We start from the raw sequence: 16,923 nt of genomic DNA, 5'->3' as shown, positions 1-16,923 counted from the left end.
GTCTCGAGCGGCAGGGGTGCCGGTTGCGCGGACCGCTCGATCATCCGGGCGCAAGCGGGCATCCGCGGGTAACGATCGGGCAACGGTGTGGAAAGGGGCGCTGACCGGCTCAGACGCACTCGATAGCCCGGCTCTGCATCGTTGCAGACCCCCGGAGGCGGCGCCCTCCGTTTGTCCGAACGGGCACCCGCGGCTACCGTGGACGGCGGTCCTCGAGACCCCGATGAATCGGTCCGCGCTCGTGCGGCGTCCTCCCCGACGTGCCGCGAGCGTACGGTCAACGGGTGCGCGAGGCGGCCCCGTGGCCGCCTCCCGGACGATCCGGAATCGCCTCCACGCCTCGCCGCTCACCCGCGGCGGGTCGCCCGCGGAGGCTGGAGAGACGGTCGTCCCCCGCACCCGACCCGGCACCACGAGATGAGAGTGCAGGGATGCGTCCCTGCGCGCCGACGGAGTGCACGTGCAGCAGAACCACCAGGACATCAGCGAGCCAGGGAACCGAGCCGCGACCGCGACCCTCGAGCGGGAGGGCCCGGCCCTCGAGGCGAGGAACCTCTTCAAGGTCTTCGGCCGCCGGCCCGAGGAGGTCGTGCGGCGGCTGCGCGAGGGCGCCGACCGCGCCGACCTCGCCGGCCAGGGCACCGCGGCCGTGATCGACTCCTCCTTCGAGGTGCGCCGCGGCGAGATCTTCGTCGTGATGGGGCTGTCCGGCTCCGGGAAGTCGACGCTCATCCGCATGCTCAACGGCCTGCAGGAGCCGACCGCGGGGGAGGTGCTGATCGACGGCGCCTCGATCACCGGCGTCTCCGAGAAGGAGCTGCGCCGCGTACGCCGCTCGTCGATCTCGATGGTCTTCCAGCACTTCGCGCTGCTCCCGCACCGCACCGTGCTCGACAACGTGGCCTACCCGCTCGAGATCCAGGGCGTCCCCGCCGCGGAGCGCCGCGAGCGGGCACTGCTCGCGGTCGAGCGGGCGGGACTCGCCGGCTGGCACGAGAAACTGCCCGACGAGCTCTCCGGCGGCATGCGCCAGCGAGTCGGACTCGCCCGGGCGCTCGCCGCCGACACCGACATCGTGCTGATGGACGAGGCGTTCTCGGCGCTCGATCCGCTGATCCGCCGCGAGATGCAGGAGCAGCTGATCGAGCTGCAGCACGAGCTCGGCAAGACCATCGTCTTCATCACCCACGACCTCAACGAGGCCATGCTCCTCGGCGATCGGATCGCCGTGATGCGCGACGGCCGCATCGTCCAGATCGGCACGCCGGAGGAGATCCTCACCGACCCGGCGAACGACTACGTCGCCCAGTTCGTGCAGGACGTGGACCGCGCCCGCGTCCTCACCGCCTCGGCCGTGATGGAGCCGGCGCGCTCCGTCGTGACGCTCGCCGCCGGCCCGCGCGCGGCGCTGCGCACCATGCGCGACCAGCAGACCGCGGCGGCCTTCGTCGTGGGTGCCGGCCGCCGCCTCCTCGGCACCGTCCGCGACCGCGACGTGATCGAGCAGGTGCGCGCGAGCATCACCGACCTCTCGCTCGTCGTCACCGAGGCGGTCGTCAGCGTCGGCCCCGACACCGCGCTCAGCGAGATCATCGAGCCCGCCGTCGAGTCGGCGCTGCCGGTGGCCGTCGTCGACGAGGCGGGGCGGCTCCTCGGGGCGATCCCGCGCGTGACGCTCCTCGCCGCGCTCGGCAACGTCGGCACCGCCACCGGCGAGCTGCCGCTCGTCGAGCCGCCGGCCACGCTCCCGACCGAGCTGGTCACCGCGACCCTGCACGCGACCGGCGGCCCCGTCGACGACGCCGTGCTCGCGACCGAGGGGGGCGTGCGATGAACCCGGACCTCCGCCTCCCGCTCGGCGCCGCCGCCGAGACCGTCGTCGACGTGCTGACGCAGACCTTCCAGCCGGTGTTCGACCTCCTCCGCACCGTCTTCGGCGCCGCCTACACCGGCGTCGACTTCGTGCTGGCGACCCCGCCGTTCTGGGTCGTCATCGCCCTGATCGCGGTGCTCGCCTACGCGGCGCGCGGCTGGGTCTTCGGACTCGGCTCCGCGGTCGGACTCTTGCTGATCGCGAGCGTCGATCAGTGGGGCAACGCGATGGACTCGCTCGCCCTGGTGCTCGTCGCCTCCGCCGTCGCGATCGCGCTGAGCGTGCCGCTGGGGATCCTCGCGGCCCGCAACCGGACCGCCTCGGCGATCCTGCGCCCGGTCCTCGACTTCATGCAGACCATGCCGGCGTTCGTGTACCTGATCCCGGCGCTGATCCTCTTCCGCGTCGGCGTCGTGCCGGGCATCGTCGCGACGATCGTCTTCGCGATGGCACCGGGCGTGCGGCTGACCGAGCTGGGCATCCGCGGTGTCGACTCCGAGCTGGTCGAGGCGGGCGAGTCCTTCGGCTCGTCGAAGTGGCGCATCCTCCGCCAGATCCAGCTGCCGCTCGCGCTGCCGTCGATCCTGGCCGGGCTCAACCAGGTGATCATGCTGTCGCTCTCGATGGTCGTCATCGCGGGCATGGTCGGCGCCGGCGGTCTCGGCGGCGACGTCGTGGCCAGCATCGGCCGGATCGACGTGGCGCTCGGCTTCGAGGCCGGCATCGCGGTGGTGATCCTGGCGATCATCCTCGACCGGATGACGAGCGCCCTCGGTGCGCCGTCGCCGGCCCGTGTCGCCCGGGCGAGCAGCCGCAAGGCCGTCGTCGCGACGCGCACGGCGATCGCTGCGGTGTCGGTCGGCGTCGTCGCGTCGCTCGGCGCCTCCGCGGTCGCCGGCCCGGCGACCACCGCGTCCGTCGACAACGGCGACCGCACCGACGTCACCCTCGCGGTCTTCCAGGGCTGGGACGAGGGCATCGCCGCGTCGCGGCTCTGGGGCGCGGTGCTCGAGGAGGAGGGCTACGACGTGACGCTGCAGAGTATCGACGTGGCGCCCGGCTTCTCGGGCCTCGCCAGCGGCGACTACGACCTGGCGCTGGACACCTGGCTGCCGATCACCCACGGCGACTACCTCGACGAGTACGGCGACCGCATCGTCGACCTCGGCGCCTGGAACGACGACGCGAAGCTCACCATCGCGGTGAACGAGGACGCGCCGATCGACACGCTCGAGGAGCTCGCGGCGAACCCCGAGGTCGTCGGGAACCGCCTGGTCGGCATCGAGCCCGGCTCGGGGCTCAACGGGGTCACGACCGACGCGGTCATCCCCGGCTACGGCCTCGAGGGGATGGAGTACCTGACCTCCTCGACGCCGGCGATGCTGCAGGAGCTGTCCAGTGCGACGGCGGCCGGCGAGAACATCGCGGTGACGCTGTGGCGTCCGCACTGGGCCTACGATGCGTTCCCGGTGAAGGATCTCGAGGACCCGAAGGGACTGCTCGGCGAGGCCGAGGGGATCCACGCGTTCGGCTCCGCGTCCTTCGACAGCGACTTCCCGACGCTGAGCAGCTGGCTGCGCGACTTCCGGATGGACTCGGACACGCTGTACTCGCTCGAGAACGCGCTGTTCAACGAGGGCGCGGACGACCAGGACGCGGCCCTCGAGTCGTGGCTGGCGGAGAACCGGGAGTACGTCGACGGCCTGACGAGCTGATCGCCGGATCTCGATACGCCCGCTGCGCGCGCTCCTCGATCAGCATGGAACGGAGGACGCCCGATGGGCGACAGCTCTCTCCCCATGCTGGTCGAGTAGCGCGCAGCGCGTATCGAGACCCGCCCTCTGCAGCCGGGTCAGGCGCGGGCCGCCGCGTACTGCTCGCGGATGACCGGGCGGTGGTCCGGCGCCGGCTCGGCGAGGGAGGTGACCTCCCAGGTCGGGCGCGCGCCGGTCAGCGCCCAGGCGGCCTGCACGGCGGCGCCGTCGGCGACGTACTCGCCCGGCGTCGGCACGACCACCGGCACGTCGAAGACCTGCGAGGCGGCCAGCTGCACGGCGCTGTTCTGCGCCGCCCCGCCGATCAGCAGGATGCGCCGCGCCTCGACGCCCTGCGCCCGCACGGCGTCCAGGCCGTCGGCGAGGCCGCAGAGCATGCCCTCGATCGCCGCGCGCGCCAGGTTCGGCCGCGTGGTCGACGCGATCGTCATCCCGTGCAGGCTCGCCGTCGCGTCGGGCAGGTTCGGCGTCCGCTCGCCCTCGAAGTACGGCACGAGCACGAGGCCGCCGGAGCCCGGCTCGGCCTCGAGCGCGAGCGCCGAGAAGGCGTCGAAGTCGCTGCCGAGCAGCCCTGCCGTCGAGGCCAGCACCCGCGCCGCGTTGAGCGTCGCGACCAGCGGCAGGAAGCGCCCGCTCGCGTCCGCGAAGCCCGCGACCGTGCCCGAGGCGTCGCGCACCGGGTCGTCGGTCACGGCGAAGACGGTGCCGCTGGTGCCGATGCTGACCACGACGTCGCCGGGGCCGGCGCCGAGGCCGAGTGCCGCGCCGGCGTTGTCGCCCGCGCCGGGGCCGACGACGAGGCCGCCCTCGGTGGTGCCCGCCTGCTCCGACGGGCCGAGCACGCGGGGGAGGAGCGGCCGGTGGCCGAGCGCGCGCTCGAGCAGGTCGAGGTCATAGCCGTCGGCGCCCCAGTACGAGGTGCCGGAGGCGTCGGAGCGGTCGGTCGTCAGCGCGTCCAGCTGCGGCCCGCGTGCGGAGTCGGGCCCGTAGCCGAGCAGGCGCCAGGTCAGCCAGTCGTGCGGGAGCGCCACGGCGGCGACGCGTGCCGCGTTCTCCGGCTCGGCGTCGCGCAGCCAGCGCAGCTTGGTGGCGGTGAAGGAGGCGACCGGCACGCTGCCGGTGCGCTGCGCCCAGGCCTCGGCGCCGAGCTCCTCGATCAGATCGCGGGCCGCGCCGGCGCTGCGGGTGTCGTTCCAGAGCAGCGCGGGCCGGACGACCCGCCCGTCCGCGTCGAGCACGACCATGCCGTGCTGCTGGCCGCCGACCGAGATCGCGGCGACGTCGTCGAGTCCGCCCGCGTCCGCGAGCGCGATCTGCAGCGCTTCCCACCAGGCGGCCGGGTCGACCTCGGTCCCGTCCGGGTGCGAGGCGCGGCCGGTGCGGACCACGGCTCCGGTGTCGAGGTCGCGGACGACCACCTTGCAGCTCTGGGTGGACGAGTCGATCCCTGCGACGAGCGTCATCGCCGTCTCCGTTCGTTGTGGCGGCGCGGAGGCGCGGCCTCCGCTGAAGTCGGGGTGCGGAGGCGTCGCCTGCGCGGGGTGGGGACGGAGGCGCGGCCTCCGCGGGGGAGGGGCTGGGCCTCCGCCCGAGCATGCGAGAACGGACGAGACCCTGTGCCGAGGCACGGGATCCCGTCCGTCTCAGGGCGCCCTGCGAGGGGAGCGGCCCGGGTGGGTCAGCTGCGCGCGCCGAGCAGGTGCTCGGTGGCGAGCTGCTGCAGGCGGACGAAGCCGAAGCCCTTGCCGCCGAGGTACGCGTCGGTGTCGAACGACTCGTAGGACGCGGTGTCCGCGAGCAGGTCGTCGTACGACTCGCCCTCGTTCAGCGTCGGGGTCGACAGCTCGCCGACCTTCGACGCCGCGAGCGCCTCCTGGACCTCGGGGTCGGCGCGGAAGGCCGCGGCCCGCTCCTTGAGCAGGAGGTAGGTGCGCATGTTGGCCGCGGCCGAGTCCCAGACGCCGGTCTCGTCCTCGGTGCGCGAGGGCTTGTAGTCGAAGTGGCGCGGGCCGTCGTAGGCCGGGACGCCGCCGGGGCCGCCGTTCTCCAGCAGGTCGACGAGCGAGAACGCGTTGTGCAGGTCGCCGTGACCGAAGACGAGGTCCTGGTCGTACTTGATGCCGCGCTGGCCGTTGAGGTCGATGTGGAAGAGCTTGCCGTGGTACAGCGCCTGGGCGATGCCGGCCGTGAAGTTCAGGCCCGCCATCTGCTCGTGGCCGACCTCGGGGTTCACGCCGACGAGCTCGGGGCGCTCGAGCGAGTCGATGAACGCGATCGCGTGGCCGAGCGTCGGCAGCAGGATGTCGCCGCGGGGCTCGTTGGGCTTGGGCTCGATCGCGAAGCGGATGTCGTAGCCCTTGTCGGTGACGTAGTCGCCGAGCAGGTTGACGGCCTCGCGGTAGCGCTCGAGGGCCGCGCGGATGTCCTTCGCGGAGTCGTACTCGGCGCCCTCGCGGCCGCCCCACATCACGAAGGTCTGCGCGCCGAGCTCGGCGGCGAGGTCGATGTTGCGGAGGACCTTGCGCAGCGCGAAGCGGCGCACGTCGCGGTCGTTCGAGGTGAAGCCGCCGTCCTTGAAGACGGGGGCGCTGAAGAGGTTGGTGGTCACCATCGGCACGACGAGGCCGGTCGACTCGAGCGCGCCCTTGAGGCGGTCGATCTCGGTCTGGCGCTCGGCGTCCGACGAGCCGAACGCGAAGAGGTCGTCGTCGTGGAAGGTGAGGCCGTAGGCGCCGAGCTCGCTCAGCTTCTCGACCGCGTGCACGGTGTCGAGGGGCTTCCGGGTCGGGCCGCCGAACGGGTCCGTCCCGTTGTAGCCGATGGTCCAGAGGCCGAACGAGAACTTGTCGGCGCGGGTGGGGGTCAGGGACATTGATCCGAATCCTTTCCGGCGACGTCGCCGAATTGTTGTTGCGCCCAACATATCGATCGGGGGCGTGCGGCGCAACGGTCGTCGCGACGTGTCGCGCGGTGGTGCTCCTCGATCGACGCGACGTCTCGCGTCACTGTGCTCCTCCATCGACGCGACGTCTCGCGTCACTGTGCTGATCGATCGACGCGACGTCTCGCGTTGATATGTGGCGTGGCCCGACGAATTCCTTGCGGAAGCGTTTCGACTGTGCGTACAGTGCTCAGCAGCAACCCGGTCGAAGCGTTTCGAAGCACTGCTCTCCCGAGCAGGGCGGAGCGGCCGGGCACCGACGACGAGGTCCGGCAGGAGGAACGATGGCGAGCATCCACGACGTCGCCCGCGTGGCCGGAGTCTCGATCAGCACCGTCTCCTACGCCCTCTCCGGCAAGCGATCGATCGCCGCCTCCACCCGCCAGCGGGTCGACGAGGCCGTCCGGCAGCTGGGCTACCGGCCGCACGCCGGAGCCCGCATGCTCGCCGGAGCGCGGACCCACATCCTCGCCCTGTCGGCGCCGATGCGCGGCGAGCTCCACCTGCCCACTCACATGCGCTTCGTCACCGAGGTGCTCGAGCGGGCCCGCGAGTCCGACTACGACGTCCTCCTCCTCGTCACGGACGAGGCCTCCAGCGGCATCGCCCGCGTCTCCTCCTCCTCCCTCGTCGACGGCGTCGTGCTGATGGGCGTCGACGACGAGGACGACCGCGCGGCCCTGATCCGCGCGGCCGCCGTCCCGGCGACCTTCATCGGCGTCCCCGCCGACGCGCACGAGCTCGCCTGCGTCGACCTCGACTTCGCCGAGGCCGCCCGCCGCAGCGTCCGCCTGCTCGCCGAGCAGGGCCACCGCTCGATCGGCCTGATCGAGCACCCGCAGTCGTACACCGACCGCAATGCCGGCTTCGTCCGCCGCTTCGACGACGCCTTCGAGGCGGAGTGCGCGGCCCTCGGCCTCGCCCTCAGCGTGGAGCGCCCGCACATCGGCCGCGCGAGCGCGTCGGCGGCGGTCGACGCGCTGCTCGCCGCTGGCGTGTCCGCCCTCGTGCTGCACTGCAACGAGCCGGTGGCGGAGGCGGCGATCGAGCGCCTCGTCGAGCGCGGCCTCTCGATCCCCGGCGACCTGTCGGTCCTCGCGGCCTGCGCGAGCTACGACGGCGCGGCGCTCCCCGTGCCGGTCAGCAGCATCCCCCTCCCGTTCGACGCGATGTGCCGCGCGGCCGTCGCCCGGACCCTCCAGCAGATCGACTCCGGTCGCAGCACCGGCGTCGACCTCCTCCCGCCCCACTACGTCGACCGCGGCTCCGTCGCGCTCGCCCCGGCCGGCGCTCCGGCGCCGACCGCTCCCTGACCTGTCCCCGTCCTCTTCGCCTCCGCCTCTCCGCGCCGATCGTCGAAACGCTTCGACACCCGTCACGTGCCCAGAGAGCGCTCTTCGACTCGCACGACCGACCACTCACAGCCCCTCGTCCACAGCCCCGCGGCACCGTTTGAAGGAGAACTCCCGCTATGTCGCTTCGTCCCCGCACCGCCTTCCACCGCCCCTCCGCCGCCACCGTCGGCTCGCTGAGCCGCCGCGGCCTGATCGCCGGCGGTGTCGGCATCGGCGCGATGTTCGCGCTCGCCGCCTGCTCCGGGGGCGGCTCCGACGCCGGCTCCGACGCCCTCGCCACCGACGTCGACGGTGCCGGCCGCACCCTGACCATGTGGGACTTCGAGACCCCCGACAGCGACCGCGGCATCGCCTGGCTCGCCGCCCGCGACATCTTCACCAAGGAGACCGGCGCCGAGATCGCCTACGAGTTCAAGGCCTTCGAGCAGCTGCGCACCGGTGCCAGCCAGATCTTCAACTCCAACTCCGCGCCCGACGTCGTCGAGTACAACAAGGGCAACGCGACCAGCGGTCTGCTCTCGAGCCAGGGCCTGCTCACCAACCTCGACGAGGCCGTCGAGTTCTACGGCTGGGACAAGCTGATCCCGGGTGCGCTGCAGACCACCGCGAAGTACGACGAGCAGGGCATCATGGGCTCCGGCTCCTGGTACGGCATCCCCAACTACGGCGAGTTCACCTTCGTCTACTACAACAAGGACGTCTTCGCGGCCAACGGCCTCGAGGTCCCGACCACCTACGACGAGTTTACCGCCGTGCTCGACGCCTTCGTCGCCAAGGGGATCACCCCGCTCGCCGAGGCCGGCGCGGAGTACCCGCTGCAGCAGCTCTTCTACCAGCTCGCGCTGCTGAAGGCCGACCGCCAGTGGATCACCGATTACCAGACCTACACCGGCGAGGTCGACTTCGAGGACGCGGCCTGGAGCTACGCGGCCGATCAGCTGCAGACCTACGTCGACAAGGGCTACTTCTCGGCCGACGCCTCCGGGCTCAAGGCCGAGGACGCGGGCACCGCGTTCATCTCCGGCGAGTACCCGATCTTCTTCTCGGGCTCGTGGTGGTTCGGCCGCTTCAAGACCGAGATCACCGGCTTCGAGTGGGACACGTTCCTCTTCCCGGGCGCCGAGTTCACGATGGGCTCCGCGGGCAACCACTGGGTCATCCCCGAGACGGCGAAGAACAAGGACCTCGCCTTCAAGTGGATCGACATCACGATGCGCCCCGAGATCCAGAACCTCATCGGCAACAACGGCGGCATCCCGCTGGTCGTCGACGAGACCGCCATCACGGATGAGAAGAGCAAGGCGCTGCTGTCGCAGTGGAAGACGGTCGTCGACGAGGACCAGCTCTCCTTCTACCCCGACTGGCCCACCGCCACCTTCTACGACGACCTCGTCGCCGCCTCGCAGGAGCTCATCAACGGCTCGACCGACCCCAGCGGCATGCTCACCGAGCTCCAGTCCAAGTACGACGACGGCGTCGCCGACATCAAGTGACGCGACAGCGTCACTTCAAGGCGGCCAGCCCCGCGCCCACAGGCGCGGAATAGCCGCGGCAGCCTCGACGACGCGACGGCGACCCCTCAATGGGGTCGCATCAGCCGCCTCCGAACCTCCGCCACTGACGGGGCGGGTCTCGATACGCCCCTCCGGGGCTACTCGACCAGCAAAGAGGGCCCGCCCCCCTTCCGCGAGATGCCACTTGTGCACGCGACACGCCGTGAAAGCCGTGCACAAGTGGCATCTCGCGGCCCCCTCATACAGCCCCCACGTTCTAGGAGTACCCATGACGACGACCGTTCCGCGTCGCGCGGAGAGCGCCCCGCCGCCTCCCACGGCGGAGAAGCCGCCCCGCGAGAAGCGCTCCGGCGGATACTGGCTCTACCTGATCCCGGGCTTCGTGCTCTTCGTGTTCATCGTGCTGATTCCGCTGATCTGGAACGTCTACATCAGCTTCACCTCGTGGCGCGGCATCAAGCCGCCGATCTTCATCGGCCTCGACAACTGGATCGAGCTGATGGGCGACGACCAGTTCTGGACGTCGTTCCTGAACTCCGTCTACATGATCATCGCGATGGTGATCGTCCCGACGATCCTCGGCCTCCTCCTCGCCGCGATCCTCTTCGACCTGGTCGGCAAGAAGTTCGGCGGCCGGATCGCCTCCTTCCTCCGCGCGACCTACTACCTCCCGCAGATCCTGCCGACGGTCATCGCCGCCATCGTGATCGGCTGGATCCTCCGCCCGGACAACGGCGCGCTCAACTCGATCCTCGAGGCGGTCGGCCTCGGCTCGCTCGCGCACGACTGGCTCGGCAAGCCCGACACCGCGATGCTCTCGATCATGGTCGTGATGATCTGGGTCCAGCTCGGCTACCCGGTCGTCATCTTCATGGCCGCGCTGCAGCGCGTGGACCCCGAGCTCTACGAGGCCGCCGAGCTCGACGGCGCGAACTGGTTCCAGCGCTTCCGCTGGATCACGATCTCGATCATCCGCCCCGAGGTCTTCGTGGTCACCCTCACCTGCACCATCGCCGCGCTGAAGGTCTTCGGCCCGATCTACGCGCTGACCCGCGGCGGCCCGGGCGACTCGACCATCGTGCCGAGCTACTACTCCTACACCGAGTTCTTCCAGAAGCAGCAGGTGGGCTACGGCGCCACCATCGCGACCGCGCTGACGATCGTCATCGTGATCCTGGCCGTCCTCTTCATCCGCGCCCAGGAGCGCGTCGAGCGCAGCGAAGGAGCCCGCTGATGTCGGCCATCGAAGCCCTGCCGTTCACCCAGGCCGGCACGGACGACACCGATCTGACCACCCCGAAGAAGGCGCCCAAGGCCTCGAAGGGCGCGACCAAGCGCACCCTCGGCGACTGGGCGATCCTGGTCGTGGCCGTCGTGATCGGGCTCGTCATCATCAGCCCGGTGCTGCTGATCCTGCTCAACTCGTTCAAGACCCCGGCCGAGTACTCGGTCGGCGGTCCGCTCGCCTTCCCGACCGGTCTCTCCTTCGACGGCCTCTCGACCTTCTGGGAGCGGGTGAACTTCCCGGAGAAGCTCGGCAACTCGATCCTGATCTCCGGCTCGGTCGCGATCCTCGCGGTCGCCCTCTCGGTGCTCAACGCCTATGCGATCGGCATCGGCCGGGTGAAGGGCCGCAGCTGGATCATCATCCTGTTCCTGCTGGCGAACATGCTGCCGCAGGAGGCCCTGCTCTACCCGCTGTACTACATGTTCAAGGCGGTCGGGATCTACGACAGCCAGCTCTCGGTGATCATCATCTTCACCGTGATCCAGTCGGCGTTCGGCACCTATCTGCTCTCCAGCGTCTACGGCACCTTCCCGAAGGAGATCCTCGAGGCCGCGGCGCTCGACGGCGCTTCGAAGTGGCAGGTGCTCACCCGGGTGATCGTGCCGATCTCGCGGCCGACGCTCTCGGTGCTGATGATCTTCTTCTTCATCTGGACCTGGAACGAGTTCCTCATCCCGCTGGTCTTCCTGGTGAGCGACGCGACGCAGACCGTCCCGATCGCGATCTCCAGCCTCCAGGGCGACAAGATCATGGACGTCACGACGACCAGCGCGAGCGCCCTGCTGGGTCTGCTGCCGACGCTGATCTTCTTCCTGATCTTCCAGCGCACCCTGACCCGCGGCATCACCGCCGGCGCGGTCAAGTAGCCCCTTCTCACCGCGGCGCGGGTCCTTCCACCGGGGCCCGCGCCGCTGATCCCCCCGGCGCGCCCGGTAGGGAATCGAAGCGCTTCGACCTCGCTCCCGGCATCGGCCTCCCATCAGAAAGGCACCACCCCATGAAGTTCACCGACGGGTTCTGGCAGACGAGGGCCGGATTCACGCCCCTCTTCGCGCAGGAGGCGTACGACATCCGCTCCCACGGCACCTCCCTCGAGGTGATCGCGCCGACCAAGGTGATCCAGGGCCGCGGCGACGTGCTGAACCGCCCGACGCTCACCGTCACCGTGTCCTCCCCGGCCGAGGGCGTCGCGAAGGTCCGGATCGAGCACTGGCGCGGCACCGCGACCCGCCGCGGCTTCGACCTGGTCGACGACGCGGTGGGCGAGGCGAGCCTCACCGAGACCGGCGGCGTGCTGCGCACCGGCGACCTCGAGGTCCGCGTCGCGCAGGGCGCGCCCTGGTCGCTCGAGTTCTGGGACACCGCGACCGGCACCCGCCTCACCGGCTCCGGGCACAAGGCCGAGGGCTACCTCACCGGCCCCGACGGGAAGGCCTACCTGCACGAGCAGCTCGACCTCGGCGTCGGCGAGCTCGTCTACGGCCTCGGCGAGCGCTTCGGCCCGTTCGTCAAGAACGGCCAGACCGTCGACGTCTGGAACGCCGACGGCGGCACCTCCTCCGAGCAGGCCTACAAGAACGTCCCCTTCTACCTCTCCAGCCACGGCTACGGCGTCCTCGTCAACGACCCCGGCCTGGTCTCCTTCGAGATCGGCTCGGAGACCGTCGAGCGCGTGCAGTTCTCCGTCGGCGGCGAGGCGCTGGAGTACCTGGTGATCCAGGGCCCGACCAAGAAGGACGTGCTCCGGCGCTACACCGGGCTGGCCGGCCGCCCCGCGATCGTCCCCGCCTGGAGCTACGGCCTCTGGCTCACCACGAGCTTCACCACCAGCTACGACGAGGAGACGGTGAACTCCTTCATCGACGGCTTCGCCGAGCGCGAGCTGCCGCTGTCGGCCTTCCACTTCGACTGCTTCTGGATGCGCGAGTTCCAGTGGACCGACCTCGAGTGGGACCCGCGCACCTTCCCGGACCCGGAGGGGATCCTCGCCCGCCTGCACGAGCGCGGCCTGCACACCTGCGTCTGGATCAACCCCTACATCGCGCAGGCCTCGGCGCTGTTCGAGGAGGGCCGCGAGAAGGGCTACCTGCTGCGCACCACCGCGGGCGACGTCTGGCAGTGGGACCTGTGGGTCGCCGGCATGGCGCTGATCGACTTCACCAACCCGGAGGCGACCCGCTGGTTCCAGGACAAGCTGCGGGTCCTCGTCCGCCAGGGCGTCGACTCCTTCAAGACCGACTTCGGCGAGCGCATCCCCTCCGAGGGCGTCGCGTGGTTCGACGGCTCCGACCCCGAGGGCATGCACAACTGGTACACGCAGCTCTACAACCGGGCGGTGTTCGAGGTGCTCGAGGAGGAGCTCGGCGCGGGCCGCGCGGCGCTCTTCGCCCGCAGCGCCACCGTCGGCGGGCAGGCGCTGCCGGTGCACTGGGGCGGCGACAACACCTCCTCCTACGTCTCGATGGCCGAGACCCTGCGCGGCGGGCTCTCGCTCGCGCTCGGCGGCTTCGGCTTCTGGGCGCACGACATCGGCGGCTTCGAGGGCACGCCCGACCCGGGCGTCTTCAAGCGCTGGCTCGCCTTCGGTCTGCTCTCCTCGCACTCGCGGCTGCACGGCTCGTCGTCGGTGCGGGTGCCGTGGGCGTTCGACGAGGAGGCGGTCGACGTCACGCGGCTGTTCACCCGGCTGAAGCTCTCTCTGATGCCGTACCTCTACGCGGCGGGGGCGGAGGCGGCGCGCACCGGCACCCCGGTGATGCGGCCGATGACGCTCGAGTTCGAGGACGACCGCAGCGCGGCGCACCTCGACACGCAGTACATGCTCGGCCACGACCTGCTGGTCGCGCCGGTGTTCACCCCCGACGGCTCGGTCGAGTTCTACCTGCCGCGCGGCCGCTGGACGAACTGGTGGACGGGCGAGAGCACCGACTCGGCGGGGGAGTGGCGCCGCGAGGTGCACGGCTTCGACTCGCTGCCGCTCTACGTCCGCGAGGGCGCGGTCATCCCTGTCGGCGCGCGCAGCGACGTCGCCGAGTACGACTACGTCGACGGTCTCGAGCTGCGGGTGTTCCCGGGGGCTGACGGCGAGACGGTCGTCCGGGTGCCGGCGCACGACTCCGGTGCGGAGACGGTGTTCACGGTGACCCGCTCGGGCGGCGACGTGAGCGTCGACGCGCCCGCCGGCAGCTGGACCTGGACCCGCGCGGGGTCCTGACCGGCGAGGTCCGCGCACGACATCAGCGGAGAAGGCGACTCATCGCCCATGGGGGTTCGTCGCCCTTCTCAGCTGATGTCGTGCGGCGGACCGCGCGTCCACCCGCGGATAGGCTGGCCCCGGAGAGCAGAGGAGACCGCGGAATGGCCGAGAACGCGACGCGCGGCAACAACCTCGACCGGGTCCGCCGGCACAATCTGTCCGCGATCCTCCGGCTCGTGCACCGCGTCGGCCCGCGCTCCCGCTCGCAGCTGACCCGCCTCACCGGCCTCAACCGCTCCACCATCGCCGCCCTCGTCGGCGAGCTGGTCGAGCTGGGTGTCGTGCGCGAGCTGCAGCCCGAGACCCTCAACCAGGTGGGCCGGCCGAGCCCGATCGTCGAGGCGGATCCCCGGGTCGTCGCGATCGCGGTGAACCCCGAGATCGACGCCGTCACGGTCGCGGTCGTCGGCCTGGACGCCGAGGTGCGCCGCCGCATCCGCCGCACCGCCGCCGTGCCGAGCGCCGAGGCCGCGGCGGCGCTCGCGGCCGGCGCCATCGCCGAGCTGGTCGCCGAGCTGCCGGCGGACGCCCGCACCGTCGGCATCGGCGTCGCCGTCCCCGGTCTCGTCCGCGACGCCGACGGCCTCGTCCGGATCGGCCCGCACCTCGGCTGGACCGACGAGCCGTTCTCGCGGATGCTCGCCGAGGCGACCGGTCTGCCGGTGCTCTCCGCCAACGACGCCAACCTCGGCGCACTCGCCGAGAGCGTCCTCGGCGCCGGACGCGAGGTCTCGCACCTCGTCTACCTCAACGGCGGCGCGAGCGGCGTCGGCGCCGGCGTGATCGTCGGCGGCACCCCGCTGCACGGCATCGACGGCTACGCGGGCGAGATCGGCCACACGCTCGTCAACAGCGCCGGTGTCGACTGCCACTGCGGCGCGGTCGGCTGCCTCGAGACTGAGGTCGGCCGGGCGGAGCTGCTGCGGGTGCTCGGACTCGACGAGAGCGCCGACGTCAGCGAGCGGCTCGAGGAGGCGCTCGCCGCCTCCGGAGACCCCGCGGTGCGGGCCGAGGTGGAGCGGCAGCTCGGGCACCTCGCCGTGGCGCTGCGCAACGTCGTCAACATCTTCAACCCGCAGCTGGTGGTGCTCGGCGGCTTCCTCGGCGCGCTCGTCGGCGTCGCACCGGGCTTCCTCGAGGAGCGGCTCGGCCGCGGCGGGCCGTTCCGGGTGGCGCTCGACTCCGTGCGCATCGCCCGCACCGAGCTCGGCGCCGACCTGCTGATGCTCGGCGCGGCCGAGCTCGCCTTCGAGCGGCTGCTCGCCGACCCCCTCACCGCCGAGCTGCACCCGGTCGGCGGGGCGCGGCCCGCCGCCTGAGCGTCGCTCCGGGCATCCCGCAGGCGCACTCCGGCTCCCGAGGTCGGCTTCCGCTCTTGCGCGACACCGGTCGAATTGATTCGATAGTCGAGGAATGAATCCGGCCTCCCGTCGCTTGGCGGTAGAGGCGGTGCCCTTCCGCGACGCCCCTCTCCCTTCTCCGCTCTGCGCTCCGCAGGAAGGCTCCGTGACCTCTCTCGCCCCGACCCCCACCGGCTCGATCCCCGTGCACCGGCACGCCGGCGACGCCCTGACCAACCGTCAGCGCCTCGTCTACGTGATCGTCCTCGGCGCGCTCACCGCGCTCGGCCCGTTCACGATCGACCTCTACCTCCCCGCCTTCCCCGCGCTGCAGGGCGAGCTGAACGTGTCGGAGGCGGCGGTGCAGCTGACCCTCACCGGCACGACGCTCGGCTTCGCGCTCGGGCAGCTGGTCGTCGGCCCGTGGAGCGACGTGGTCGGCCGCCGGCTGCCGATCCTGCTCGCGACCTCGCTGCACGTCCTCGCCTGCGTGGGCGCGGCGTTCGCGCCCGAGATCGTCTCGCTCGGCGTCTTCCGCTTCCTGATGGGAGCCGGCGCCGCCGCGGGCGGTGTCGTCGCGATGGCGATGGTCCGCGACCTCTTCGGCGGGCGTCCGCTGGTGAAGATGCTGTCGCGGCTCGCCTTGGTCTCCGGGCTGGCGCCCGTGCTCGCCCCGGTGATCGGCTCGCAGCTGCTGCTGGTGATGGACTGGCGCGGCATCTTCGTCTTCCTCGCCGCCTACGGCCTGCTGGTGATGCTGGCCGTCGCGCTGCTGATCGTCGAGACCCGCCCCCGGGTCGCGCGGGCCGACCGCGACTCCCGCTCGCTCGTGCAGCGCTACCGGGCCGTCCTCTCGGACAGGGTCTTCGTCGGCGTCGCGATCATCGGCGGCATGACCTTCGGCGGTCTGTTCACCTACCTCTCCAGCTCGTCGTTCCTCTTCCAGGGGCTCTACGGCCTGGACGCGCAGCAGTACGGCCTGCTCTTCGCGGTCAACTCGCTCGGCGTGGTCTCGGGCGTGCAGGCGTCCTCGTTCCTCAGCCGCCGCGGGGTCGGCCCGCAGTGGATCCTCGCCGTCACCACCGTCTCGCTCTTCGTCACCGCGGGGCTGATCGCGCTGTTCGACGTGCTGGGCTTCGGCATCTGGGGCACCCTCGTCCCGCTCTGGTTCTTCATCGCCTCCTGCGGCTTCAGCTTCCCCTGCGTGCAGGTGCTCGGGCTGGTCAACCACGGCCGCGAGGCGGGCACCGCGGCGTCGCTGCTGGGCGCCGTGAACTTCGGCACCGCCGGCATCCTCTCGCCGATCTCCGGCGTCTTCGGTGCCGAGTCGGCCGTGCCGATGGCCGGCGTGATGATGGCGACCGCCGCCGTGTCGATCCTGGCGCTCTGGCTCGTCGTCCGCCCCCGGACGGTCCCGGCCCTGCAGGACTGAGCCGCCGAGCCGGACCTCCGGCTCGCGGAACCGCCCCGGCTCGCGGAATTCGCCGATTCCCGCGTGCCGGAGGTGCTTCCTCCGAGCCGGGACTCGCCGCGCCCGCCCGCAACCCCCAGCGCGTGAACGGCCGACGACGGCATCATGTC

The 16,923-nt window shown here is 71.4% G+C and carries 11 protein-coding genes; 9 read left to right on the top strand and 2 right to left on the bottom strand.

Annotated elements, in window-relative coordinates; all coding sequences use genetic code 11:
- Positions 1-481: 481 nt before the first annotated feature.
- Together GTU73_RS15315 and GTU73_RS15310 are read left to right on the top strand one after the other, a co-directional pair.
- The gene (locus GTU73_RS15315) at positions 482-1,834 is read left to right on the top strand and encodes a glycine betaine/L-proline ABC transporter ATP-binding protein (RefSeq protein WP_244231867.1); all 1,353 of its coding nucleotides are present in this window, start codon (positions 482-484) and stop codon (positions 1,832-1,834) included.
- Positions 1,831-3,588 (top strand): ABC transporter permease/substrate binding protein, encoded by a 1,758-nt coding sequence (locus GTU73_RS15310; protein WP_160090544.1) that lies wholly within the window; start codon positions 1,831-1,833, stop codon positions 3,586-3,588. Before GTU73_RS15315 ends, GTU73_RS15310 begins: the two co-directional genes overlap by 4 nt.
- A 137-nt stretch (positions 3,589-3,725) precedes the next feature.
- On the opposite strand, the gene xylB is transcribed toward GTU73_RS15310, so the two are convergent.
- Entirely contained in the window at positions 3,726-5,111 is a 1,386-nt protein-coding gene (xylB, locus tag GTU73_RS15305; RefSeq protein WP_160090543.1) for a xylulokinase, read from the bottom strand.
- Positions 5,112-5,326: 215 nt separating this feature from the next.
- Entirely contained in the window at positions 5,327-6,520 is a 1,194-nt protein-coding gene (xylA, locus tag GTU73_RS15300; RefSeq protein WP_160090542.1) for a xylose isomerase, read from the bottom strand.
- A gap of 353 nt (positions 6,521-6,873) precedes the next feature.
- Here xylA and GTU73_RS15295 point away from each other — a divergent pair, with 353 nt between their 5' ends.
- The 7 genes from GTU73_RS15295 to GTU73_RS15265 all read left to right on the top strand — a co-directional run bounded on the left by GTU73_RS15295 (position 6,874) and on the right by GTU73_RS15265 (position 16,774).
- Complete coding sequence (locus tag GTU73_RS15295; RefSeq protein ID WP_160090541.1) at positions 6,874-7,902, top strand: LacI family DNA-binding transcriptional regulator; 1,029 nt, start codon at positions 6,874-6,876, stop codon at positions 7,900-7,902.
- A gap of 158 nt (positions 7,903-8,060) precedes the next feature.
- Entirely contained in the window at positions 8,061-9,437 is a 1,377-nt protein-coding gene (locus tag GTU73_RS15290) for an extracellular solute-binding protein (protein ID WP_244231662.1), read from the top strand.
- Positions 9,438-9,726: 289 nt separating this feature from the next.
- Positions 9,727-10,692 (top strand): sugar ABC transporter permease, encoded by a 966-nt coding sequence (locus GTU73_RS15285; protein ID WP_160090540.1) that lies wholly within the window; start codon positions 9,727-9,729, stop codon positions 10,690-10,692.
- Positions 10,692-11,612 (top strand): carbohydrate ABC transporter permease, encoded by a 921-nt coding sequence (locus tag GTU73_RS15280; RefSeq protein WP_123447719.1) that lies wholly within the window; start codon positions 10,692-10,694, stop codon positions 11,610-11,612. The genes GTU73_RS15285 and GTU73_RS15280 overlap by 1 nt, the downstream gene beginning before the upstream one ends.
- 131 nt (positions 11,613-11,743) lie before the next feature.
- Entirely contained in the window at positions 11,744-13,960 is a 2,217-nt protein-coding gene (gene yicI / locus GTU73_RS15275; protein WP_160090539.1) for an alpha-xylosidase, read from the top strand.
- A gap of 143 nt (positions 13,961-14,103) precedes the next feature.
- Positions 14,104-15,321, top strand: coding sequence for an ROK family protein (locus GTU73_RS15270; RefSeq protein WP_160090538.1), 1,218 nt, complete (start codon positions 14,104-14,106; stop codon positions 15,319-15,321).
- 94 nt (positions 15,322-15,415) lie between these two features.
- Complete coding sequence (locus tag GTU73_RS15265; RefSeq protein WP_160090537.1) at positions 15,416-16,774, top strand: multidrug effflux MFS transporter; 1,359 nt, start codon at positions 15,416-15,418, stop codon at positions 16,772-16,774.
- The last annotated feature ends 149 nt before the right edge of the window (positions 16,775-16,923 follow it).

The organism is Rathayibacter sp. VKM Ac-2804 (assembly GCF_009866655.1).
GTDB lineage: Bacteria > Actinomycetota > Actinomycetes > Actinomycetales > Microbacteriaceae > Rathayibacter.
The sequence above is the reverse complement of the archived record's forward strand: the minus strand, read 5'-3'. Positions and strand labels throughout refer to the sequence as shown.